The 21540-nt window shown below is 64.1% G+C and carries 19 protein-coding genes; 4 read left to right on the top strand and 15 right to left on the bottom strand.

Annotated features, from left to right (window positions below; translation table 11 throughout):
• Positions 1-42: 42 nt before the first annotated feature.
• The 11 genes from ACE03M_RS14515 to dcd form a co-directional block, all read right to left on the bottom strand.
• Complete coding sequence (locus tag ACE03M_RS14515) at positions 43-735, bottom strand: hypothetical protein (protein ID WP_485934720.1); 693 nt, start codon at positions 733-735, stop codon at positions 43-45.
• Entirely contained in the window at positions 735-2237 is a 1503-nt protein-coding gene (locus ACE03M_RS14510; protein ID WP_485934718.1) for an ATP-binding protein, read from the bottom strand. The genes ACE03M_RS14515 and ACE03M_RS14510 overlap by 1 nt, the downstream gene beginning before the upstream one ends.
• Positions 2234-2986: a response regulator transcription factor gene (locus ACE03M_RS14505; protein ID WP_143923889.1), complete on the bottom strand. Its 753-nt coding sequence runs from the start codon at positions 2984-2986 to the stop codon at positions 2234-2236. Before ACE03M_RS14505 ends, ACE03M_RS14510 begins: the two co-directional genes overlap by 4 nt.
• Positions 2976-3371 carry a monovalent cation/H(+) antiporter subunit G gene (gene mnhG / locus ACE03M_RS14500; protein ID WP_143923888.1) on the bottom strand — a complete coding sequence of 132 codons (396 nt, stop codon included), beginning with the start codon at positions 3369-3371 and terminating at the stop codon, positions 2976-2978. The genes ACE03M_RS14505 and mnhG overlap by 11 nt, the downstream gene beginning before the upstream one ends.
• The gene (locus tag ACE03M_RS14495; protein ID WP_485934716.1) at positions 3368-4036 is read right to left on the bottom strand and encodes an MrpF/PhaF family protein; all 669 of its coding nucleotides are present in this window, start codon (positions 4034-4036) and stop codon (positions 3368-3370) included. The genes mnhG and ACE03M_RS14495 overlap by 4 nt, the downstream gene beginning before the upstream one ends.
• Complete coding sequence (locus ACE03M_RS14490; protein WP_485934714.1) at positions 4033-4602, bottom strand: Na+/H+ antiporter subunit E; 570 nt, start codon at positions 4600-4602, stop codon at positions 4033-4035. The genes ACE03M_RS14495 and ACE03M_RS14490 overlap by 4 nt, the downstream gene beginning before the upstream one ends.
• 17 nt (positions 4603-4619) lie before the next feature.
• Entirely contained in the window at positions 4620-6203 is a 1584-nt protein-coding gene (locus ACE03M_RS14485; RefSeq protein WP_143923885.1) for a Na+/H+ antiporter subunit D, read from the bottom strand.
• Positions 6200-6799 carry a Na(+)/H(+) antiporter subunit C gene (locus ACE03M_RS14480; protein ID WP_143923884.1) on the bottom strand — a complete coding sequence of 200 codons (600 nt, stop codon included), beginning with the start codon at positions 6797-6799 and terminating at the stop codon, positions 6200-6202. The genes ACE03M_RS14485 and ACE03M_RS14480 overlap by 4 nt, the downstream gene beginning before the upstream one ends.
• A complete protein-coding gene (locus tag ACE03M_RS14475; RefSeq protein WP_143923883.1) occupies positions 6796-9840 on the bottom strand; it encodes a Na+/H+ antiporter subunit A in 3045 nt (1014 codons plus the stop codon). Before ACE03M_RS14475 ends, ACE03M_RS14480 begins: the two co-directional genes overlap by 4 nt.
• Before the next feature lie 312 nt (positions 9841-10152).
• On the bottom strand, positions 10153-11154 hold the full coding sequence (locus ACE03M_RS14470; protein WP_485934711.1) for a hypothetical protein: 1002 nt from the start codon (positions 11152-11154) through the stop codon (positions 10153-10155).
• A complete protein-coding gene (dcd, locus tag ACE03M_RS14465; RefSeq protein ID WP_485934710.1) occupies positions 11151-11729 on the bottom strand; it encodes a dCTP deaminase in 579 nt (192 codons plus the stop codon). Before dcd ends, ACE03M_RS14470 begins: the two co-directional genes overlap by 4 nt.
• Positions 11730-12017: 288 nt before the next feature.
• Here dcd and ACE03M_RS14460 point away from each other — a divergent pair, with 288 nt between their 5' ends.
• From ACE03M_RS14460 to ACE03M_RS14450, 3 genes are all read left to right on the top strand, one after another.
• Complete coding sequence (locus ACE03M_RS14460) at positions 12018-13388, top strand: LPXTG cell wall anchor domain-containing protein (protein WP_485934708.1); 1371 nt, start codon at positions 12018-12020, stop codon at positions 13386-13388.
• Positions 13389-13484: 96 nt separating this feature from the next.
• Positions 13485-14447 (top strand): ABC transporter, encoded by a 963-nt coding sequence (locus ACE03M_RS14455; protein WP_485934706.1) that lies wholly within the window; start codon positions 13485-13487, stop codon positions 14445-14447.
• 119 nt (positions 14448-14566) lie between these two features.
• Positions 14567-15526: a hypothetical protein gene (locus tag ACE03M_RS14450; RefSeq protein WP_485934705.1), complete on the top strand. Its 960-nt coding sequence runs from the start codon at positions 14567-14569 to the stop codon at positions 15524-15526.
• 86 nt (positions 15527-15612) lie between these two features.
• Here ACE03M_RS14450 and ACE03M_RS14445 read toward each other — a convergent pair whose 3' ends face one another.
• From ACE03M_RS14445 to mmsB, 3 genes are all read right to left on the bottom strand, one after another.
• Positions 15613-17556 carry an NHL domain-containing thioredoxin family protein gene (locus tag ACE03M_RS14445; protein WP_485934704.1) on the bottom strand — a complete coding sequence of 648 codons (1944 nt, stop codon included), beginning with the start codon at positions 17554-17556 and terminating at the stop codon, positions 15613-15615.
• Positions 17557-17676: 120 nt separating this feature from the next.
• The gene (locus ACE03M_RS14440) at positions 17677-18453 is read right to left on the bottom strand and encodes a YggS family pyridoxal phosphate-dependent enzyme (protein WP_485934703.1); all 777 of its coding nucleotides are present in this window, start codon (positions 18451-18453) and stop codon (positions 17677-17679) included.
• A gap of 291 nt (positions 18454-18744) precedes the next feature.
• Positions 18745-19701, bottom strand: coding sequence for a 3-hydroxyisobutyrate dehydrogenase (gene mmsB, locus ACE03M_RS14435; RefSeq protein ID WP_395949948.1), 957 nt, complete (start codon positions 19699-19701; stop codon positions 18745-18747).
• Between the two features lie 90 nt (positions 19702-19791).
• Between mmsB and ACE03M_RS14430 the strand changes: the two genes are divergently transcribed.
• Positions 19792-20667 carry a LysR family transcriptional regulator gene (locus ACE03M_RS14430; protein ID WP_143923874.1) on the top strand — a complete coding sequence of 292 codons (876 nt, stop codon included), beginning with the start codon at positions 19792-19794 and terminating at the stop codon, positions 20665-20667.
• A 102-nt stretch (positions 20668-20769) separates the two neighbouring features.
• Here ACE03M_RS14430 and ACE03M_RS14425 read toward each other — a convergent pair whose 3' ends face one another.
• On the bottom strand, positions 20770-21516 hold the full coding sequence (locus ACE03M_RS14425; protein WP_143923873.1) for a 3-hydroxybutyrate dehydrogenase: 747 nt from the start codon (positions 21514-21516) through the stop codon (positions 20770-20772).
• Positions 21517-21540: the final 24 nt, after the last annotated feature.

Below are 21540 nucleotides of genomic sequence, written 5' to 3'. Positions count from 1 at the left end.
AACCATCCTAGGATCATCGCCGATGGTCGGGTCTGCAGATTTCTATTTGAATCTCGGCGCGGGAACCTTTTCGCCGTCGATGGTGACCGTGGGCAGCATCTGCTTGAACTCCTCTGCCGCGTCCGCGTCCGTTTCGAGAGCGCGCATCTCGACGCCGATGTCGACGAGGCGCCCATTTGTCTGGTATCCGATCCGGGTCCCGTACATGACTGTCGGCTCCTGGTTGATCGCGAAGATCTCCGTCGGGCCGAGCACACCTTGGTAGGACCAGTAGGATCCGGCCGCGAGGCTGCCCGTGCGCTGAGACAGCACCGAGGAGTCCGGCTCCGCGAACGTGTATTTCTTCTTCGCATCGACGATCGACTGTGGGGACTCGTCGTAGCCCTTGCTGCAGGTGATGAGGATCGTGTCGGCGTCGGCGACGGAGGTGCCGCGGGAGAAGGAGTGGAAATCGTCGTTGGCCGATCCCTGGGTCCAGTCATCTGTCATCGCGAGGCTGACGTCGACGGGGCATTCATCGCCGAGGTTGACCGAGACTTCCTCCATCCCCTCGGGGATTCCGTCGTCAGGGGGTGCCGTGGTGGGGTTCTCGCCGGCCTTCTCCTGCACTGCCACACGGACGGGACCGGAATCCCGTTCTGCGGTGCGGATCTGCAGAGCCGAGCAGCCGCTGAGGGCAAGGCTGAACAGTGCCGCTCCTGCCACGACTGTTCGCACCTTCGCAGCGTGGGCCATCACCGTTCTTCCCTCGACCGCAACTCACGGCGGCTCAGTGGCTGCTGTCCCGAATCAGGCTGCTGTGCTTGAGGCGGCTGCGCCGGAGGCTGCGGCGGTTGCTGCTGCCAGGCCTGCTGCGGTCCCGGCTGGCTGCCGAACTGCACCCCGGGTTGACTGCCGTAATACTGCTGCGGTCCAGGCTGACTTCCATAGGCCTGCTGCGGTCCTGATCGGCTCCCATCAGGCTGCTGCGGACCCGACTGCGGACCGCCGGTACCCTGTATCGGCCCCGACTGGGGTCCAGGTTGGGGCTCTGACTCCGGCGCTGCCTGTGGGTTCCCGGGTGAGCGGCCGACGCCTGGGCCGGGCTTGAACTGGGAGTGCTGACCAGAGTCCGGTGGGAAACCGCCGCTCAGGGATTCTCCGGTCGACCTGTGGACGAGGTTGCCGTCGACTCGCTCGAGGCGTCGCTTCGAGGTTCTTCGCGGTGTCCCCAGGATCCGTCCCTGAAGCTCCGCCTCGTTAGGCTGCCGGGGAGGCAGGAAGCCGGGAGTCTGCCCCGTGTCGGGAAGCTGCACCGGCTGGACCGGATGAGATCCGGCCGCGGCATGCCCGACCTGATCGGCCATCGGCGGCACCGTCACCTGCGCGGCGTCGCCGAGAACCGGCAACACCATACGCACCGAGGTGCCCACACCTTCTTGGCTGAACAGCTGCACCGAACCGCCGTGACGGGTCACAATCGCCCGTACCAGTGACAGTCCCATGCCGGAACCGGCCACTGCACGAACGCGCGAGCCACGTGAGAGTTCGTCCCACACCTGGTCCTGCTCGGTCAGCGGAATGCCGCTGCCGGTGTCGGCCACCTCGACGACGACCCAGCGGTGGCTGTCGATGATCTGCTCATTGGCACGCAGTTCGACGACTTCGGCCTGAGAGGAGTATTTGAGCGCATTGCCCAGCAGGTTGAGGATCGCTGTCAGCAGCAGATCTTCCTCACCGGCGACGTCGGGCAGACGCCAGGGGGCACGGGCGACCGTGGCCACGATCATGCGATCTTCGGCGCCTGGTGCTGTCGATGCATCTTCAACAGCCTGGTGGATGAGCCGATCGAGATCGACTCGGGCGTATTCGATGATGCGCGTCTCGACGTCGGCGAGTTTGCGCAGGTCGGCCAGGAGGCGAGCGACCCGGCGCGAGGAGATGTCGACCTGTTTGGCTGAGGATTCGACTTCGGTGATAGAGCCGCCCTCACGGACGACGTCGCGGATGCTCGCGGCCGAGGTGCGCAGCGCGGTCAGCGGATTCTTCAGCTCGTGATCCAGTCGGATGAGCATCCGGTTGCGTTTGGCCAGGGAGTCCTCACTCGCCGCTGTCTCGATCGACTCCTTCAGTGCTGTCTCACGTCTGCGCAGATACCTCCAGGCGAAGAAGGCGCCGACGGCCAAGCCTGCCAGCACGAGGAACAGCAGGAGCAGGAACAGCCAGATCTGGATCTCGAAGACCAGAAAGTTCGTCATGGGGACCTCTGACCATCTTCGCCTCGGACCTCACCGACGAATCTGTAGCCCCGCCCCTGAACGGTGGCGATCCACCGAGGTTCGGCGGCGTCCTCCCCGAGGACTCGGCGCAGTTCGGCCACACGGGAATCCACCGCACGTGTGCCCACGGCCTCTTCGAAGCCCCACAGGATCTCAAGCAGACGGGACCGTTCGATGAGTTCGTCCTTGTGGACCATGAGGTATTCCAGCAGGGTGAAGCCCTTGGGGGTGATGACGAGTTCACGATTGCCCATCCATGCGCGCCTGCCCACACGATCGACGCGCAGGCCGAAGCTCGAGACCAGCACGGGAGCAGTGGCCAGGGGCGGCCCGTCTGTACGGGTCCGACGCAGCACTGCGCGGATGCGCGCCACGAGCTCATGTGGGTCGAAGGGCTTGTTGAGGTAGTCGTCGGCTCCCTCTTCGAGTGCCATCGCCCGTTCGACGGCCTCTCCGACTTGGGTCAGCAGCAGAACCGGGACCCAGTTCTCCTCCTGGCGCAGTCGTCGCAGAACCTGTCTGCCATCGGCACCGGGCATGAGCACGTCGAGGACGCAGACATCGGGATTGTGCCGGTGGATCTCGTCGAGGGCCAACAGGCCATCGCTGGCGGCGAGCACCCGAAAGCCTGAGCGTTCGAGGAAGGGGACAACGGCGCCGAGGACATCGGGTTCGTCGTCGGCGACCAGCACCAAGGGCTGGGGATCGTGCTGAGTGTCAACCGTCATTGTGGTCCGTTCCGCTTCCTCTTCTGCGTTCCCACGCGGCTTCCCTGGCTTCTGCCCGATCGACCGCCTCGGCGAGCTCATCTCGGTACAGCATAGAACGACGCAGGTGCTTGGTGCGATAACCGGCGCGTCCGACCATGTGCGTGGCCACGGGAATCGTGACGAGCTGGAACGAGATGACGATCGCCAAGGTCGTCACCGTCGACCATGCCGGGTACTGGATCGCAATCGCGACAGCCACCGTCAGCAGCCCCAGGATCTGGGGCTTTGCACTCGCGTGCATGCGCGAGAGGAGATCGCCGAAGCGCAGCAGACCCAGCGCGGCAGCCAGCGACAGCACCCCACCGAGGAGGATGAGCACCGCAGAGATGATGTCGAGGATCATCGACGTCCCCCTTCGTCGTCATCCGGTTCAGGTCCGGTGCGCTCACCGTCGTCGGAGTCCTCGGGTCCCGAGTCGGGTCCCGTGCCCATACCCTCACCCTCAGCATCCGAGTCGGGATCGACGCTGGGTTCGGCGCTGGGGTCGGTTCCTTGGTAGAGTCCCACGGTCACAGGCTCTTCGTCTTCCTGCACGGTGATCGCATCGGGTCCGTCGGCGACATCGGAGATTCCGCGGGCCACGTCATCGGGCCACTCCTCACCGACTGGGGATTGTGCTTGCTGGCGGGCCCCGGTGTCACTGTGCCCCTCTGCGTCATCGGCTGATTCCTTGGGCATGTGCCAGTCCGAGCTGGAGAAGTCACTGAGTGAGCCCACCTCGGCGCCGGGGGTCATGGAATCGGACTTGGACACGTACCGGGAGACGCTGACGGAGCCCACGAATCCGAGCATCGCCAGCACGATGAGCACGGGCAGGAGATCCGTACGACCGGACAGGGCCATGAACCCGCCCAGACCGCACATGATAGAGGCCAGCACGACGTCGGTGGCGATCATGCGATCGAGGATCGAGGGTCCGCGAACGATGCGGTAGAGGGCGATGATCACCGATGTGGCCAGCAGCACCGAGGCTGCGACGATGAGGGTGTCGAGAACGATCTGGCTCATCGGGCACCTCCGCGTTCATCGGCCATCGGATCGGGGGTGACCTTCAGCGCAGCGAGGTCACGATGGGAGCCGAGGGCTTTGATGAGCAGCTCTTCGATATGGTAGACCAGCTCTTTGGCGGCGAGGACCTTCTCCTCGGAATCGCAGTCGAGGACGTGCAGATAGAGGACGCCCAGCGCCCGGTCGCTGTCGACGATGATCGATCCGGGGATGAGGCTGGCAGTGTCGGCTACGAGTGTCATCAGAAGGTCCGAACTCGTGCGCAGGTCGCAGGCGATGACCGATCCGGCGCCCACCGCGCGCGGCCGGAATGCGTACCAAGCCACCTCGACAGAGGCGATGATGAGCGAATAGAGGAACCACAGTCCGTAGCTGAGGGCGTGGATGATGTTGAACCTGCCGGAGAGCACCACCGGCGGCAGGTAGAACACGCGGGTCACGAGGAATGCGAGGATGATGCCCGTGATGATGTGCATGAGCGACACCGCATCCCAGAGCATCACCCACAGCAGGACGAGGAAGAACACCAGAACGAGCTGTTGGACGAAGCTCCTGCGCTTCGTCATCCGAGGCCGGTTGGGACTCACAGGCCATCACCCCCGAGCACATCGCTCACGTAGCCAACCGGCGTCTGCAGGTTCTCCGCAGCACGGTTCGCCATGCCCCACAGCGGGGCCGCGAAGACGGTGAGGACGATGGAGGCGATGACAACCACGGTGGTGGCGGCGAACATCGATCCCGGTACGCCGATCTGTGATTTCCAGGGCTTGCCCGCGAGCTTCGCCTTCTTGCGTTCGGCGAATTCTGTGACGAGCTCTTCGTTCGGCTCCTCCGCATCCGCAGGGTCTCGCCAGAAGGCCAGGTTGAAGGTACGCCCGATGACGTAGAGGGTCAGCAGGCTGGTCACCGTGCCGGCGACGATGAGGCTGACAGCGAGCCAGTCGTGGTCGGAGAAGCCGGCGGCGAAGAGAGCAACCTTGCCGATGAACCCGGAGAACGGCGGGATGCCGGAGAGGTTGAGGGCAGGGATGAAGAAGATGATCGACAGCGCCGGGGACAGCACCATGAGGCCACCCAGGGACCTGGTCGAGGTCGACCCACCTCGCATCTCCACCATTCCTATGGCCAGGAACAGCGCAGTCTGGACGATGATGTGGTGGACCGTGTAGTAGATAGCGGCAGAGAGGCCGACGGTGGTCCCCAGAGCCACACCGAAGAGCATGTAGCCGATGTGGGAGACGAGGGTGAAGGACACGATCCTCTTGATCTCCGACTGGGCGATCGCGCCTAAGATTCCGACCACCATCGTCAATGCTGCCGCTATCAGGAGAGGCACTCGCAGAGAGGACTCGGAGAACAGCAGCGTCTCGGTGCGGATGATCGCATAGATGCCGACCTTCGTCAGCAACCCCGCGAAAACAGCCGTGACCGGGGCCGGAGCGGTCGGATAGGAGTCGGGCAGCCAGAAGGACAGCGGGAAGATCGCGGCCTTGATGCCGAAGCCGAGGAGCAGGAGGACATGCAGGATCATCTGCACATCCGGCGGCAGTTCGCTCAGCCGCTCTGCCAACTGCGCCATGTTCACTGTTCCGGTCGCCGAGTAGATGACGCCGATCGCTGCCAGGAAGATGATCGAGGACACGAGCGAGACGACGACGTAGGTCACGCCCGCCCGGATCCGCTCGGCCGTGGCACCGAGTGTCAGCAGCACATAGGAGGCGACGAGGAACATCTCGAAGCCGACGTAGAGGTTGAAGAGGTCACCGGCGAGGAAGGCGTTGGCGACGCCCGCGCACAGCACCAGATAACTGGGGTTGAACACGGAGATCGGAGTCTCGTTCGAATCGTCGTTGGCGTCCTGGCTGAGCGCGTAGATGAGCACGCACAAGGTGACCAGGGAGGATACGACGAGCATGAGCGAGGAGAGCCTATCGGCGACGAGCACGATCCCTGCTGGCGGCTCCCACCCGCCGATCGCCACTACCTGCGGGCCGTGGGCGTCGACGCCGAAGAGCATGATGAGGGAGATGATCATGCCCGCGCTGAGGATCAGGATCGACACGATGTTCTGTGCCCGCGAGTGCTTCGACAGCACCAGCGCCAAGCCTGCACCGAGAAGGGGCAGGAGAACGGGCAGCGGCACAAGCACGGGGAGGAGATCCATCATTTCTTCTCCTCCGTCTCGGTTCCTTCGGAACCTCTGCCGTCCTGGTTCGCCGAGGTGGTCCCGGCCCTGCCCTTGCCCGCACCGTACTTCGCCCTGTCCGTGCTGACCTCGCCGACTTCACGTTCATGTGGCTTGCCGTCGTCGTCGAGGTCGATGGCGCCGGTGATCGGGCTTTCGGCCTCATCACCGAACTCGGTGTCGTCGTAGTCCGTGCTCGCTTCCGCCTCGGAGTCGATCATCTTCGTGATCGCCACCCGCAGGTCGGCGGTATCATCCTGCAGCGAATCGGCACGGACCAATCGCCAGGAGCGGTAGATCATGGCCAGCAGGAACGCTGTGACCGCGAACGTGATAACGATAGCCGTGAGGATGAGCGCCTGTGGCAGCGGATCCGACATGCCCTCCGTGGACAGGTTCTTCCCGTCAGTCAGCGGCGGGACTCCCCTGCCTGCGGTGAGGATGATGAGGACATTGACTCCGTTGCCCAGAAGGATGAAGCCCAGCAGCACGCGGGTCAGGGAGCGTTCGAGCATGAGGTAGATGCCACAGGCGAAGAGGAATCCCATGGCCAGCACCATGATGAAGGGCACAGTCATAGCCGTCCCCCTTCCGCGCCGTTGTCCACGTCGAGGTGGTTGACACGGTCGAGGATCGAGGAGACCGCGTCGTGCTCAGCCTCGGCGCTGAAGTTCTCCGAGAGGTTGTACGACTGGTTGAGTCGATTGGTCAACACCATCTCATCGCGCTCCTGGTGCAGGTCCACCTCGGCGCCCAAGGATCTGAGGATGTCGAGCATGAGGCCGACGACGATGAGGTAGACGCCGATGTCGAAGAACGTCGAGGTTCCGAACGACAGGTGCCCGAGCACCGGAATGTCGCCCTCGAGATAGACGGACTTGAACACGGTGTCGCCCCAGATCCACCCGCCGACGCCAGTGAGCACGGCCATGATCATTCCGGTTCCCAGCATGCCCGAGGGGGTGAAGCGGGCCGCCTCGGCGAGTTCGAATTTGCCTCCGGCGAGGTAGCGCACGACCAGTGCCAGACCGGCCACGAGACCTCCGGCGAAGCCGCCGCCGGGATCGTTGTGTCCGGCGAAGAGGAGGTAGAGGGAGAAGATGAGGACAGCGTGGAAGATCAGGCGGGCGGTCACCTCGAGGATGATGGATCGGTTGCGTGGGGCCAGTGTGCGTCCGGCAATGAGCCAGGAGACTCGCCGCTGTGTCACATCCTCGCGCTGAGTGTCGTGGAAGTTGCCGATCTCCTCGGCGACCGGCTGGAAGCGCACCCGCCCCTGCAGCTCGGTGCCGTCACGGCGGGAGACGAAACGGTGGAGGTGTCCTTCACGGCCGCGGACGAAGATCAGTCCGGCGATGCCGGTGCCGGCGGCGACGAGGACCGAGATCTCACCGAGGGTGTCCCAGACGCGGATGTCGACAAGAGTCACGTTGACGATGTTCTTGCCGTGGCCGAGTTCGTAGGCGAGCTGACCGAAGTCCACGGAGACTGGGTCGCTGATGCGCACACCGGCGGCGATGAGCACAACCACCATCATGGTCACGCCGACTGCGGCGCCGATGATGGCGCGCCAGGCCGGGGTGAAGCGTCCGGTGCTCTGACCGATCCGAGCCGGAAGGCGACGCAGGACGAGGACGAAGACGACGATGGTGATGGTCTCGACGAGTACCTGGGTCAGGGCCAGGTCCGGGGCTCCGACGAAGGCGAAGTAGGCGACCATCGCATAGCCCGAGATTCCGGTGACGACCACGGCGGTGAAACGCTTCTTAGCGCGGGTGGCTGCGACCGCGACGATGATGAGGACCGCTGCGACTATGAAGTCGAGCGGGGTGTCGAAGAGTTTGAAATCGATGTTCCAGGTGTCGTTCGAGATCACAGCCAGACCGATGCCTGCCACGAGGACGAGGTAGATCACGCTCTGGTAGAACGGCAGCGAACCGCGCTGGGTGCGTGAGGTGACCCACAGGGCCAGCCTCTCCATCCAGTTGATCAGCTTGCTGTAGAGGTCGTGGAAATCCAGCCCCGAAGGCAGCGTCGACTGGACCTTGGCAAACGAGTCGCGGAGGAAGAAGAGGCCCAGGCCGACAGCAATGGTGATCGCGGACAGGGCCAGCGCAGGTTCGAGCCCGTGCCATAGGGCCAGGTGGTAGTCGCCGTCGCCGGGGTCGATGACCGGCAGCATCGAGGTCCAGGCTCCGAAGTAGCCGTCGATGAGCCCGGCGGCCGGTCCCAACGCCACGGTGAGCACGGTGAGCATGACCGGGGAGATGATGAGCGTGATCTTCTCATCGCGGCGGGCGATGTCGTCGACGCCCGCTTTGCTCGAGAACGCGCCCCAGACGAATCGCGCCGAGTAGGCCACGGTGAGCATCGAGCCGATCATGACGCCGATCAGCGCAATGATCGATGCCTTGTCCCCAGAGCCCAGCAGAGTCGAATAGACCGCCTCCTTGGCCACAAATCCCAGCAGCGGCGGCAGGCCGGACATCGAAGCTGCGGCGATTGTGGCGCAGACGGCCACGACGGGGAAGGCCTTCCAGCCACCGGAGAGCTTCGTCAGGTCACGCGTTCCGGCACGGTGGTCGATGATGCCCACGCACAGGAACAGACAGGCCTTGAATAGGGCGTGTGCAATGAGCATCGCCAGCGCGGCCTTGGTGATGTCGGGTGTGCCGAAGGAGGCCATCGTCGTGAGGAACCCGAGCTGGGAGACCGTGCCGAAGGCGAGCAGAAGTTTGAGGTCGGTCTGCTTCAGGGCCTGCCAGCCGCCGATGAACATCGTGAGCAGTCCCAGGGTGAGCAGGGTCTCCGACCACCCCGGGAGTGCGTGGTAGCCCGGTGCCAGACGCAGGATGAGGTAGATCCCGGCCTTGACCATCGCCGCTGCGTGCAGGTAGGCGCTGACCGGGGTCGGTGCTGCCATGGCGCCGGGGAGCCAGAAGTGGAAGGGCAGCAGCGCGGATTTCGAGACCGCCCCGACGAGGATGAGGATCACGGCCGTGACGATGACGGGCCCGGTGTCCAGCCCGAGACTCGCGCGCTCCATGAGCGTCGAAATCTGACCTGTTCCGGTCGCGGCCATCAGCAGGATCATGCCCACGAGCATGGCAAGTCCGCCGGCCGTGGTGACGATGAGGGCCTGCAGCGCGGCCTGACGGGAGCGACGGCGGGATTGGCTGTGGCCGATGAGCAAGTAGGAGAAGACCGTGGTGCCTTCCCAGAACAGGTAGAGCATGAGGAGCTCATCGGCGATGACGAGTCCGTACATCATTCCGGCGAAGGCCATGAAGACTGCGGCGAACCGGGCCAGGCCGGGCTCATCGGGCGGGAAGTAGCGGGCACAGTAGACGAAGACGAGGGCACCGACGCCTGTGACCAGAAGACTCATGATCCAGGAGAGTTCGTCGAGGCGGAAGATCCCTTCGAGGCCGAGTGCCGGAAGCCAGTTCATGCTCTCGACCAAGGGCGAACCTGCAGACCCGAAGATGTCGGGGACCTTGGCCAGGCTGAAGATCAGCGCGGCGAACGGCACCAACGCAAGGAAGAAGAACCCGTTGCGACCGAGGCGCCTGACCAGTGGGTACGCAATGACAGCAGCCCCGAAAAAGGCTCCTGTCATGACTATCACCGGCGGACACCTCCGTCATTTATAAGATTTGCCAGAATGCAGTGCTCAACAGTATTTTCGCACGACACCCTACGTATCTCCCAATCAATGAGGCCGTTCGCGGCAGTCATTATGAACACATTCTGCTCAGCTTCCACGCCCATTCCACGCAGGTTCTGCGCGAATCCTGCTCGAATCAAACCGTTCACCGCCGGCGGAGTCGATTTTGCCGCGAACCGGGGGCCTAGTCAGCTTCGCAACGGCCTGGGGGCTAGTCAGCTTCGCAACGGCCTGGGGGCTGCGGGCTGGGAACTGGAACCTGCGTCAGCTGCGGAGCTGGCTGCTCGTGACGAGGAAGCCGGCCTCATCCAGGCCGGTGCCGTCACAGCCGATGAGCAGTTCTGCTCCGATGCTGTCGACGAGGCCGGCCACCTTGTTGCGCATTCGCCGGAAACGACGGGTCTGGCCCGGCTGGTAGCGCTTCGAGTCGGTATCCATCCAGTGCACGTGGTACTCGATCAGCGGCATCTGAAGATGCTTGCCGATGATCGGCGGCACCCAGTCAGATTCCGATACGCGAATCTCGATCATGCCGGCCTTCTCACTGATCTCCCCGAGAGGGACGAGGAGCGAATAGCCGTCGAGGATGACCGGCGCCGAGGGATCGAAGAGCGGATCGTCGATCGTGGCCTGGGCCAGGACAGCCTCGTCGGGTGTCGGCAGCGCCTGCTGGAAGGCATGCGGAGCGTGCTTGCGGACGAGCGACAGCGCCACGTCGGGCTCGAGCCAATAGGACGAGTAGAGGTAGAGGTCGATCTTCGCCTCCGGGTCGGGCACGATGACCCGAGTCGGCAGGCCCGCTTCGTCCGCCAGGCGGACACCGGTGTGCAAGCGTGATGCGACGCCCAGGATGAGGCTGAGCATCCGCTCCTCCTCCCGGTTGGGCAGCCCTTCCGGGAACGCCTCATGGAGTCCGTCCGCGTCGCTGAACCAGTCCGGCGGCGGGACCGGTTCGCGATCTCGGGGGCAGTCGATGACTACCGCGTGATGAGCCCAGTCGGGAACCTCGAGCGCGGCGATCGCGGCAGCATCGAGGTCGACTCCCTCACTCAGGCGTGAGTGTCGGCTCAGCTTCAGCTGACCTCTTTCATCCAGGCGGGGCGCGAGGTCGGGAAGCCTGTTGTGCACGAGCGCGAGCACATCGGAGACCTCGACCCCTTCGTCGAGGAGAAGCAGATGGAAGCCGCGCAGGTCCGCCGAGACATCCGTGTCGCTGACACGCTCGGCGGCCTCACGCTGCATCCGCAGCTCTCGGCGAGTGGTCACATGTCCCTCCGATAGAAGTTGAGGTGAGAACGGGAGGCCGTGGGGCCCTGCTGACCCTGATAGCGATTGCCGGTGACCTGCGAACCGTAGGGGTTGAGCGCAGCCGAGCTGAGGCGGAAGAAGCAGAGCTGACCGATCTTCATTCCCGGCCACAGGGTGATGGGCAGAGTTGCGACATTCGAAAGCTCGAGAGTCACATGACCGTTGAACCCGGGATCGATGAAGCCTGCCGTGGAGTGGGTCAGCAGCCCGAGGCGCCCCAGCGACGACTTGCCCTCCAGTCGCGCGGCCACATCGTCGGGCAGAGTGACGAGCTCGTGCGTTGAGGCGAGGACGAACTCGCCCGGGTGCAGCACGAACGGCTCCCCAGGTGTCGCCTCGACGAAGCGGGTGAGCTCGGGCTGATCGAGACTCGGGTCGATGACCGGGTATTTGTGGTTGTCGAACAGACGGAAGTAGCGATCCAGGCACACGTCAACGCTGGCCGGCTGGATCAGAGAAGGGTCATAGGGGTCGAGGGCGATGCGTCCGGAGTCGAGCTCGGCGCGAATGTCGCGATCGGAAAGGAGAGTCACGTAACCGATGGTAGTCGCCCAGGGCTCAGGAGTGCAGTGGGCAGCACTCACGCAAGGGGCGAAATTGCTCACAGACTCCGCGACACACCGGATTTTGGTAACGACTCCATAACGATCAGTGGTGTTTTTGCTGGTTTTCTCCCGTGTGTCTCCCCACAGCCGATCGTGAATGCCTTAGAGTTAGGAGCTGTACGAACCCGCGCACGATGGTGCCTTCCTCTTCTTAAGCCAAGGAATGCCGGGAGTCCATCGTCTTTCGTGGGTTGACAACGAACGAAAGGCATTACTGTGAAGACCTCGCGTCTTGTGCTTGCCCCCGCAGTAGCCGTTGCATTGACAGGTCTTGCTGGCGCTCCCGCGTTCGCAGCGACAGCGTCCGCTCCGGTGCCGGCAGGCCCGCTCTGTGCACATGAAGATGCACAGCAGTCAACCGACCCAGATTCCAAGGTTCCCGACAGCTCGGACCCGCAGGCGACACTGTCTGATGCGCAGGTCACCCGGGCCGATATCGCGGATCGCAAAAAGGGCATCGGATTCTCCGGTACCGGATTCACACCCGACAACAAGGCGACCGTCACAGTCGTCGGCACCGACGGGTCCAAATACTCGCCAGAGACCAAGCTGACCGTCGACGAGAAGGGCAAGGTGTCCGGCACCTACTTCTTCTCCGTCACAGATAACGCCAAGGTCCCCTCCGGCGAATACTCGCTCTACCTCACCGATGAGAAGACCGAGAAGGACTCCTCGAAGGTCTCCTTCGAGGTCGTAGCCAGTGACTCGGACATCGACGAGGACGCCAAGGGCTCCGATTGCTCACCTGCAACCGGAGCGGCCCCAGAGCCGTCCGAGACCGCGACCGATGAGCCATCCGAGACATCGACTCCGACCGAGACCAAGTCTGAAGAGCCGAGCGAAGAGCCCACGGAAACCAAGGAAGCCCAGCAGCCCGCTGCGCCTAAGCCGACCGAGACCGAGACGAAGACTCCGGAACCCACGGAGACCGAAACTCGGACTCCCGAGCCGACCGAGACGGAATCCGAAACTCCCGAGCCGACGGAGACCGACGCCAAGTCGGAGGCCCCTGCTCCCAACGAGGCCGAGTCTGAAGCTCCGAAGGCAGAACCGTCGGAGACGACCGCTCCGGCCAGCCCCGGCACCGAAGACGGTGAGAAGAAGGCCGCGGCAACCGCGACCCAGGCGCTCATCATCGATCCGACCGAGATCAGCTCCGAGGACTTCCTCAATGAGGGCATCAAGCTCGGCATCACCGGTGCACAGCCGGGTGAGAAGATCACGATCACGGTCGAGCATGCTCAGGGCAAGGTCGATCGCTACACGATGACCAAGGAAGCCGACTCCGAGGGCAAAGCGACCTTCGGCGTGCAGGCGAAGGTCAAGGCTGTGCTGGGAACGTACAACGTCACAGCCCAGGCCGACAGCTTCGACAAGGCACAGGGCGGCAGCTTCACCGTCGTCACCAACGGCACCTCGGTCGACGAGGGCGGGCAGAACGGCAGCGACAGCGGCAGTGACCTGCCCCGCACCGGTGCGGAGATGACCGGACTGGCGCTCGGAGTCGGACTCCTCGTCGTCGGTGCCGCAGCCGTCGTCATCACTCGTCGGCGGATGACCGCCTCCGACGATCCTGCGGAGTTCTAAGATCCGTTGAACAATGAATTGTCCCTAGCGGGGCTGCACCTCGGCAGACACCAGATCGATCTCGGTCGTCTCCGAGCAGGGACAATGCTCGGTCTCATGGGCAGCACGGACAGCACCACTGAGGTGGTGCTGTCCGTTGCTGCGCGCTCCGACGTCGCACCTCCGCCGCAGTTCCCGACCGGGCTCCGGTCGGGTCTCATACGTGTGCGCAGGTGGGTCAGAACATATCTTCGCGAAGCCAATGCCGGATCTGGGGAGGCGGCATTGGCTCTGGCGTGCACGGAGTTCGGGGTCAACCCTGATGTCCTGAGGCGCCGGTTGGGCGAACTTGATGCCGGTGAGCGTGCGAGACTCGGCCTGGCCGTGGCATGGGCGAGCGGCTTGCCGTGGCTGACCTTCATCGAGCCCTTCGCATCCGTCCCCGGACATGTGCGCGCCGGTCTGCGCGGTCGTCTGGCCGATCTGGCAGCAGCGCACGGCCGCGGGATCGTCTTCACCTCGAATACGCTGACCGACTTCACCGTCGCCGAGGCGGGGGTGGCCGATATCGAGAAAGGCGAGCTTGTCTCGTTCGGCACTGTGGAACAGGTCGTCACGGAGCCCAGGGGCTCCCTGCCGGCCGAACTCAGCAGGGTCAACGTCTACTCCGGGCTGGCGCGCAAGGGCTGGCTGTCGATCGGCCACTCTGCGGTGAAGGCTCGGACCGAACTCGACGGGAAGGTCTTCGTCACTCTCGGTTGGCGCAGTGCTCTCCTGTCATTGGACGAACACGACCCGGCGTTCACCTCGCCGACGGTGTTCGAAGCCGTCGTCATCGGACTGCGCGATCACGGTTCCTGCCTGCAGGCGAAGCTGTCGCCGGTGGACACCGAGATGGGACTCGCCCTCGATGTGGACCTGGCCGACCTTGCCGGCGTGTCCGGAAGCGAGAGCGGATTCGGCGTGCTCCACCCCAGCCTCGGCGACTCGATCGCTGCCCTGCGTGCCAACGTCAAGGTCGGCACCCACGTCTTCGTCGAGGTCGACACTCAGGCACTGCACGCGTACTCAGTGGAATAGACCCCACAGGCACGCGTCTGACTCCCCTTCCCGCGCGTCCTCGCCGTTCATAGAGCCGAGCGGCGGGCAATTGGCATTACACTGAAATTCCTTCATCCCCCACCGATTCAGGAGAAGCAATGCGAACGTCGCGCAAGCTTCTGATTTCGGCGCTCCTGGTCATCGTCCTCACCGTGGCAGCAGTTCCCCTCCTCAACCTGACTGTCTACACTCCTGCCCGCGCCGCTGAAGCCTATATTTCCGCGATCGAGGACGCCAACGCCGAGCGTGCGTTCTCCTATCTCGCCTCCCCCACCCCATCATCGACTCTGGCGCTCAATCATGATGTGCTCTCTGCCGCCCCTGACCTGCCGCGCGACGCTGAGGCGACGACGGTATCGATGGACGGCGACCATGCGAAGGTCTCGCTGAGCTATGTTCTGTCCTCGCAGACGCAGACCGTGGATCTGTCGATGGTGAAGCTGCCGGCCACTGCCGGACTGTTCGACCGGTGGGCGATCGAACAGGAGAAGTGGCCGACCCTCGACCTGCAAGTCGAAGGGTCGTCAACGGCCACGGTCAACGGCTACGGAGTCGCCGCCGGAGAGGTTCCCGTGCTGTTCCCGGCCACCTACCTCGTCGGCTTCGATGCGACCTACCTCAGGTCGAAACCCGAACGCGCCGAGGTGATCGCGCCGACCGACACCGCCCAGATCGCGCTCTCGCCCGAGCCCACGGCAAAGCTGGAGGAGTCTGTCGGTGAGCAGGTCAACGAGCATCTGGCGGAATGTGTGAAGTCGAAGACCCTCTACCCCTCAGACTGCGTGTTCGGCTATGAGACGGACAACGAGATCCTCGGCGATGTGAAGTGGTCGCTGGCTCGCGAACCAGAGGTCAGCCTGACCGCCTCGGGCAACGATCTCGAGCTCACCCCGTCCACGGTCGAGGTGCGCATCCAGGGACGCTATCGCGACATCGTCACGGCGGCCGAGCACGACTTCGACGAGACGCTCTCCTTCGACATGGGAGGCTCCGTCATCGTCAAGTCCTCGCAGGTCCGCTTCGATCCGCGCCGCCTCGGCGACGTGACCGTGAAATAATTCCTCCGACGCCGGCCGGCATCGGCTGCATGCCGCGCTTCGAGGGCAACGACGGCCGCCGACCTTCAGGCCCCGCGGCAGTCGAGTCAGGCCCCGCGGAGGTCAAGGGTGAGTTCGGCCGGAGCGGTGGCGACGAGGTCGACCGGAATGCCCCAGTCCTGCTGGTAGAGATGGCACGCGGCGTGCAGGGGGATCTCTCCGCCTGGTTCGCCGTCGCAGGCGGCGGCTCGTGCGGTCACGTGCAGGACCCCTGACTCGAGTTCGGGGTTGATGACGATGTCGCGCTTCAGTCCTTCTGCGCCACCGTCCCCGGAGACGATCAGCTCTGGTGGTGTCGACGAAACCTGCAGATACGTGGGGTCTCCCCACCGGTCATCAAGTTTCTGACCTGCTGGAACAGTGAAGCTCACGGACACTGCCACTGGGCCCGATGAGATCTCGGTTGAGGGGCGCTTGCTGGTCAGCGCACCCTCGTCGACTCGCTGGGCGTCCTTGGGCAGCTTCACTCTGGTCAGGGCGTGCGAGGCTGATTCGACGACGAGGAGTTCGGCCGGCGCGGAGCTGGCAGCTTCGAGGACGAAGATGTCGGATGGTTCGCGCAGGCCGCGGGCCAGGGTCGAGACCTCGTTCGTGGTGAAGTCATAGCGGCGGATCGCCCCGTTGTAGGTGTCGGCGATCGCGATCGATCCGTCCGGCAGGCTCCGCACTCCCAGAGGGTGCTGCAGTCTGGCCACTGCGGCGGGACCGTCACGGAAGCCGAAGTCGAAGAGTCCTTCACCGATGAGCGTGGTCACGGCTCCGGTGTTCGGGTCGAGACGTCGGACCGCCGAGGTCTCCGAGTCGGCGATGAGCACGTCGCCATCGGAGGTGAGATCGAGGCCCGATGTCTGCGCGAACCATGCGCTGTCCGCATCACCGTCGGCCAGGCCTTCGTTCATGGTGCCCGAGAGCAGTCGGATCGACCCGGCTTCGGGGTTGAACAACCAGATGGTGTGATTGCCCGCCATCGCCACAACAACCTCGGCGGTGGCAGGGACGTAGAGGACATCCCACGGTGAGGACAGCTTCACGTCGAGGGCGGGGCCGTCGTAGCGGCCGAGTTCGCCGTGGGTGCCGACCACGTTGTCGATCGCGCCGACCATGTGCTGTGCTCCGGTGCCGGCGATCGTCGTCACGGTTTCGGTCTCGAGGTTGATGCCGCGCAGGGTGTGGTTGACGGTGTCGGCGATGACGAGATGGTATCCGGCCTTCGCTGCCACGTCCCCGGGAAGGACGGTGATACCGCCGGGTTCGCTGAAGGACGCCTGGGAGAAATCGCCGTCGTCCGCGCCGCGTTCGCCGGTGCCGATGCGCCGGATGATGTCCTGGCCCGAAGCATCGTATTCGACGAGGCTGTGGTGGCCCGAATCAGCGACGAGGAGGTTGCCCGATGGCAGTGCGGTGACCTTGCCGGGGTAGAACAGCTCGGTCTCCGGTGCTGGCGGCGGCACGTAAGGTCCGTCGCCGGAGTGCAGTGTGCCCTTCGCCGAGTGCTCCTCGATGAGTCCTTCGATGATCTCACCGAGGCCGGCGCCGTGACCTTCGCCCGACAGGGTCGCGACCAGGTAGCCCTCTGGGTCGATGACGGCCAGCGTCGGCCAGGCACGGGCGGTGTATGCCTGCCATGTGACGAGGTCGGGATCGTCGAGGACGAGGTGTTCGACCTGGTAGCGTTCGACCGCCTGGTCGACGGCCTCGACGGTGCGTTCGAACTCGAACTTCGGCGAGTGGACGCCGATGATGACGAGCTCTTGTGCGTACTTCTCCTCGAGCGGACGCAGCTCGTCGAGCACGTGGAGGCAGTTGATGCAGCAGAAGGTCCAGAAATCGAGCAGGATCACCTTGCCGCGCAGATCAGCCAGGCTCAGCTCCTTGCCGCCGGAGTTCATCCACCTGCGGCCGATGAGTTCAGGTGCACGCACCTTGACCTGGTGGGACGGCGCGGCGGCAGGCGCCGCGGACGCTTGGGAATCCTGCGGACTGGTGTTCATAGCTCTATCTTCACAGATTCGCCGCCGCGGCGGGAGGCCCGGTGTCATCATGTGACCAATGCCCCAGTCCTCAAACGTGACGGTCACCTGCGGGCGTCTCAGGTGTGGTCGCGGCTTGCCTCAGGAGTAGTCGCGGGAGCCGAACACACTGGAACCGACGCGGACCATGGTCGCGCCCTCGGCGATTGCGAGCTCAAAGTCGTTGCTCATGCCCATGGACAACTCAGTGGCGTCGGGCGACATGACTCCCGAGGCGAGGAGTTTCTCGCTGAGGTCTCGCAGGTCAGCATAGCTGGGACGGATCTCGTCCGGTGTGCGTCCGGGCAGACCGATCGTCATCAGACCGCGCAGCCTCATCCGTGTGTGAGCTTGCAGCGCCGCGATGAGCGCCTCGGTCTCCTCGGGCGCGATCCCGGACTTCGAGTCTTCCCGGGAGGTGTTGACCTGCACGAAGAAATCCACAGTCTGGTCGAGGGCTTCGAGACGGTTGTTGATCTTCGTCGCCAATTCCAGATTGTCGACGGATTGGATGCAGTGCGCATGGCGCAGGGTGTGATTGACCTTGTTCTTCTGCAGAGGGCCGATGAGATGGGCCTCGTGATCGAGATCAGCGAGGTCATCAGCCTTGCCGACCAGCTCCTGGACCTTGTTCTCCCCGATGAGGGTGAACCCATGTTCGAGGGCCACTCGGATCTTCGCGGCCGGTTGGGTCTTGGTCGCGAGCAGAACCTTCACATCAGCACTCGTCCGACCGCTAGCCTCGGCGGCGGTTGCCGCACGTGTGGCCACCTCATCGAGGTTGACTCTGATGGAGGCGATGGCCTCCGGAGAAAGCGCTTCTGGAGTGTTCTGGGGTTCGGACGTGTTCTGCGGTTCAGGAGTGTCTGGGGAACTCATGCTTCCAGTCTTACACGTACCCGCTGAAGTTGCAGGTCGCCGGCGAAGCGGCGCGGAAGCCGCGGTTCGTATGCGAAGCGGCACGGAAGCCGCGCTTCGTGGGCACGGTGCCCTGGTGCACGGCAAACGGTTGGTAAGTTCTCCACGAAACTCGTTCGTGGATCGAAGAGAACTTACCAACCGTTGGTGCCTGTCCGGAGGGTCGAGGCTGTCAGCTGCCACGCTCGTCACTGCGGTTAGTTGCAGCGGCGCTCATCGCAGGGGTGTTGCATCAGATCCGCCCGCTTGTCCTTATTCGGGCAGCCCCTCGGCCTTGGCGTCGATGTTCTTGATCAGCGCCGAGGTGTCGAGCCCTTCGAGGCCCGCGTCGACGAGCTTCTGCAGCTGAGCGTGGACGAGCTGCGCTGCAGGCAGGTCGAGGCCCTGAGTCTCCGCTCCTGCGAGGGCGAGGCCGACGTCTTTGTGCATGAGAGCCGTGGCGAATCCGGGCTTGAACGAGTTGTTCGAAGCCGCTGTCTCTGTCACGCCAGGAACTGGGTACCAGGTGCGCAGCGGCCAGGAATCTCCGGAGGAGACCGTCGCGATGTCATAGAAGACCTTGGGATCGAGACCGAAGCGATCAGCGAGCACGGCCCCTTCGACGACGCCTTGCAGGCTGATCGAGAGCATCATGTTGTTGACGATCTTGGCGGCCTGACCGGCTGCTTCGCCACCGGCGTGGAACATGTTGCCGGCCATGGGTTCGATGAACGTCTTCGCCTCGGCCACGTCCTCCTCGGTGCCGCCGAGCATGAACGTCAGCGTGCCTGCCTCGGCACCGGTGACGCCGCCGGACACGGGACCGTCGACGAACCGGAATCCGGCCTTGGCTGCTTCTGCATGCAGTGCGCGGGCGGAATCGAAGTCGATCGTCGAAGAGTCCACCAGGAGCGTCTTGGTATCTGCGTGGGCCAACACGCCGTCGGCCTCAAGGTAGACGGCACGGGCATGCTCCCCCTTGGGCAGCATCGTGAACACGATATCGGCTCCGGCAACAGCCTCGGCGATGGACTTCACAGGATTCACCCCGTGCTTGGCTGCCTCTTCGACGGCGATCTCGACGAGATCGAAGCCATTCACAGTGTGACCGGCCTTGACCAGGTTCGCTGTCATCGGACGACCCATGTTTCCCAGGCCGACCCATCCAATTGTCGACATAAAATGCCTCCTCGCATCATGTTCTTCAGGTGGTGCAGTGTTCCCACTCACATTACGCCAGTCACTCGGCCTGCACCTGTCGCGCAGAATCACATATTCCGCACCAGATATGTGCGTGCACGCAGATAGGATGGAACCACTATGGTTTCATATGCACCAGGCGGATCCGGTTCGCAGATCTCTCCCGAAGATCTGCTGACGTTGCTTGCCGTGGCACGACTGGGCAAGTTCACGGCCGCTGCGCACAGCCTGGGCCTCAACCACACGACGGTCTCCCGACGCATCGCGGCCCTGGAGAAGGCCTATGGCGAGCGGATGCTCGTTGCCTCACCTGACGGCTGGGAGCTCAGCGCTGCCGGACGTCACCTGCTTCCCGTGGCCGAGGACATCGAGTCCGCCCTGGGACGCATCGACTCCCACGCCAGCTCCACTCTGTCGGGGACGATCCGTTTGGCCTGCCCGCAGGCCTTTGCCCTCGAATTCGCGGTCCCGGCCCTGACCCAGCTGCAGCGCAGCCATCCCGGTCTGCAGTTCGAACTCATCACGGCCACGCAGCGGGCCCGGCAGTACCGCTCGGGTGTCGATATCGAGGTCGTCGTCGGCAGGCCGGACGCACCACGCAGCGTCGCAAAGCATATCCGCGACTATCGGCTCCAGCTCTACGCCTCCCGTGAGTACCTGGGGTCCCACACGATGCCGACGACGCTTGATGATCTTGCCGAGCACCGGCTCATCTACTACATCGAGAACTCGCTCCAGGTCGATGACCTCGACGAGGCTGGCAATGCGCTGCCGCGCGGCAAGGGGTTCTTCCGCTCCACCTCGGTGCATGCGCACGTGCTCGCCACATCGAACGGAGTCGGGATCGGGATCCTGCCCGACTTCCTCGCCGTGGGCAACAGCCGCCTCGTACAGGTGCTGCCCGAGGAATTCTCGAAGCCGGTCTCCTACTGGGCCTCGGTCCGCCACGAATCCCTGCGCAACGCAGGAGTCCGCAGCGTCCTCGAGGTCCTCTGAGTCCGACCCGGACCGTCTCTCCATCAGGCCTCAGCCGGTGCTGTACGTCTGACCTCAGCCGGTGCTGTACGTCTGACCACAGCCGGCGCGATACCTCAGGCCTCAGGCGGCGGACCAGCCGCCGTCGACACTGTGTGCGCTGCCGTTGATGACGGCGGCAGCATCGCTGGCCAGGAACAGTGCCAGAGCGGCGATATCGCCTGGTTCAGCAAGCTTCGGCACGGCAGAATGCCCGAGGAAGACCTGTTCGAGGACCTCGTCCTCGGTGATGCCGTTCGTCTTCGCCTGATCGGCGATCTGGCCCTTGACCATCGGTGTCATCACATAGCCGGGATTGATCGCGTTGCAGGTCACACCATGTGGACCCGCTTCCAATGCGGTCGTCTTCGTCAATCCCATGAGCCCGTGCTTGGCCGCCACATAGGCGGATTTGTTCGCCGAGGCGCGCAGCCCGTGGATCGAGGAGAGGTTGATGACCCTGCCCCATCCTTTGGCGTACATCGCGGGCAGCGCTGCCTTGGTCAGCACGAACGGCGCTTCGAGCATGAGCGTGTTGATGAGTCGCCATTCCTCGAGCGGGAATTCCGTGATCGGGTGGATCCGCTGGATGCCGGCGTTGTTGACGAGGATGTCGACGTCAAGGTCGACTCCATCCAGCGCCGAGGTGTCCGCGAGGTTGACCGTCCACGCCTCTCCTCCGATGTCGCTGGCTACGGCTTCCGCGGATTCCGCGTTGACGTCGGCGACGATGACGTGTGCTCCGGCTGCGGCGAACGCTTCGCTCATCGCCTTGCCGAGGCCGGAGGCTCCCCCAGTGACCAGGGCGCGCTTCTTGTTGAGATCGACCATTGCAGTCCCTTCGATCGTGTCGCA

This window comes from Brevibacterium sp. AGC70, from assembly GCF_057334195.1.
The sequence above is the reverse complement of the archived record's forward strand: the minus strand, read 5'-3'. Positions and strand labels throughout refer to the sequence as shown.

Coding starts and splice junctions, on each gene's coding strand:
- ACE03M_RS14515 (WP_485934720.1), bottom strand. CDS start 735: ATGGCCCACGCTGCGAAGGTGCGAACAGTCGTGGCAGGAGCGGCACTG.
- ACE03M_RS14510 (WP_485934718.1), bottom strand. CDS start 2,237: ATGACGAACTTTCTGGTCTTCGAGATCCAGATCTGGCTGTTCCTGCTC.
- ACE03M_RS14505 (WP_143923889.1), bottom strand. CDS start 2,986: ATGACGGTTGACACTCAGCACGATCCCCAGCCCTTGGTGCTGGTCGCC.
- mnhG (WP_143923888.1), bottom strand. CDS start 3,371: ATGATCCTCGACATCATCTCTGCGGTGCTCATCCTCCTCGGTGGGGTG.
- ACE03M_RS14495 (WP_485934716.1), bottom strand. CDS start 4,036: ATGAGCCAGATCGTTCTCGACACCCTCATCGTCGCAGCCTCGGTGCTG.
- ACE03M_RS14490 (WP_485934714.1), bottom strand. CDS start 4,602: ATGACGAAGCGCAGGAGCTTCGTCCAACAGCTCGTTCTGGTGTTCTTC.
- ACE03M_RS14485 (WP_143923885.1), bottom strand. CDS start 6,203: ATGATGGATCTCCTCCCCGTGCTTGTGCCGCTGCCCGTTCTCCTGCCC.
- ACE03M_RS14480 (WP_143923884.1), bottom strand. CDS start 6,799: ATGACTGTGCCCTTCATCATGGTGCTGGCCATGGGATTCCTCTTCGCC.
- ACE03M_RS14475 (WP_143923883.1), bottom strand. CDS start 9,840: ATGACAGGAGCCTTTTTCGGGGCTGCTGTCATTGCGTACCCACTGGTC.
- ACE03M_RS14455 (WP_485934706.1), top strand. CDS start 13,485: ATGGGCAGCACGGACAGCACCACTGAGGTGGTGCTGTCCGTTGCTGCG.
- ACE03M_RS14450 (WP_485934705.1), top strand. CDS start 14,567: ATGCGAACGTCGCGCAAGCTTCTGATTTCGGCGCTCCTGGTCATCGTC.
- ACE03M_RS14445 (WP_485934704.1), bottom strand. CDS start 17,556: ATGAACACCAGTCCGCAGGATTCCCAAGCGTCCGCGGCGCCTGCCGCC.
- ACE03M_RS14440 (WP_485934703.1), bottom strand. CDS start 18,453: ATGAGTTCCCCAGACACTCCTGAACCGCAGAACACGTCCGAACCCCAG.
- ACE03M_RS14430 (WP_143923874.1), top strand. CDS start 19,792: ATGGTTTCATATGCACCAGGCGGATCCGGTTCGCAGATCTCTCCCGAA.
- ACE03M_RS14425 (WP_143923873.1), bottom strand. CDS start 21,516: ATGGTCGATCTCAACAAGAAGCGCGCCCTGGTCACTGGGGGAGCCTCC.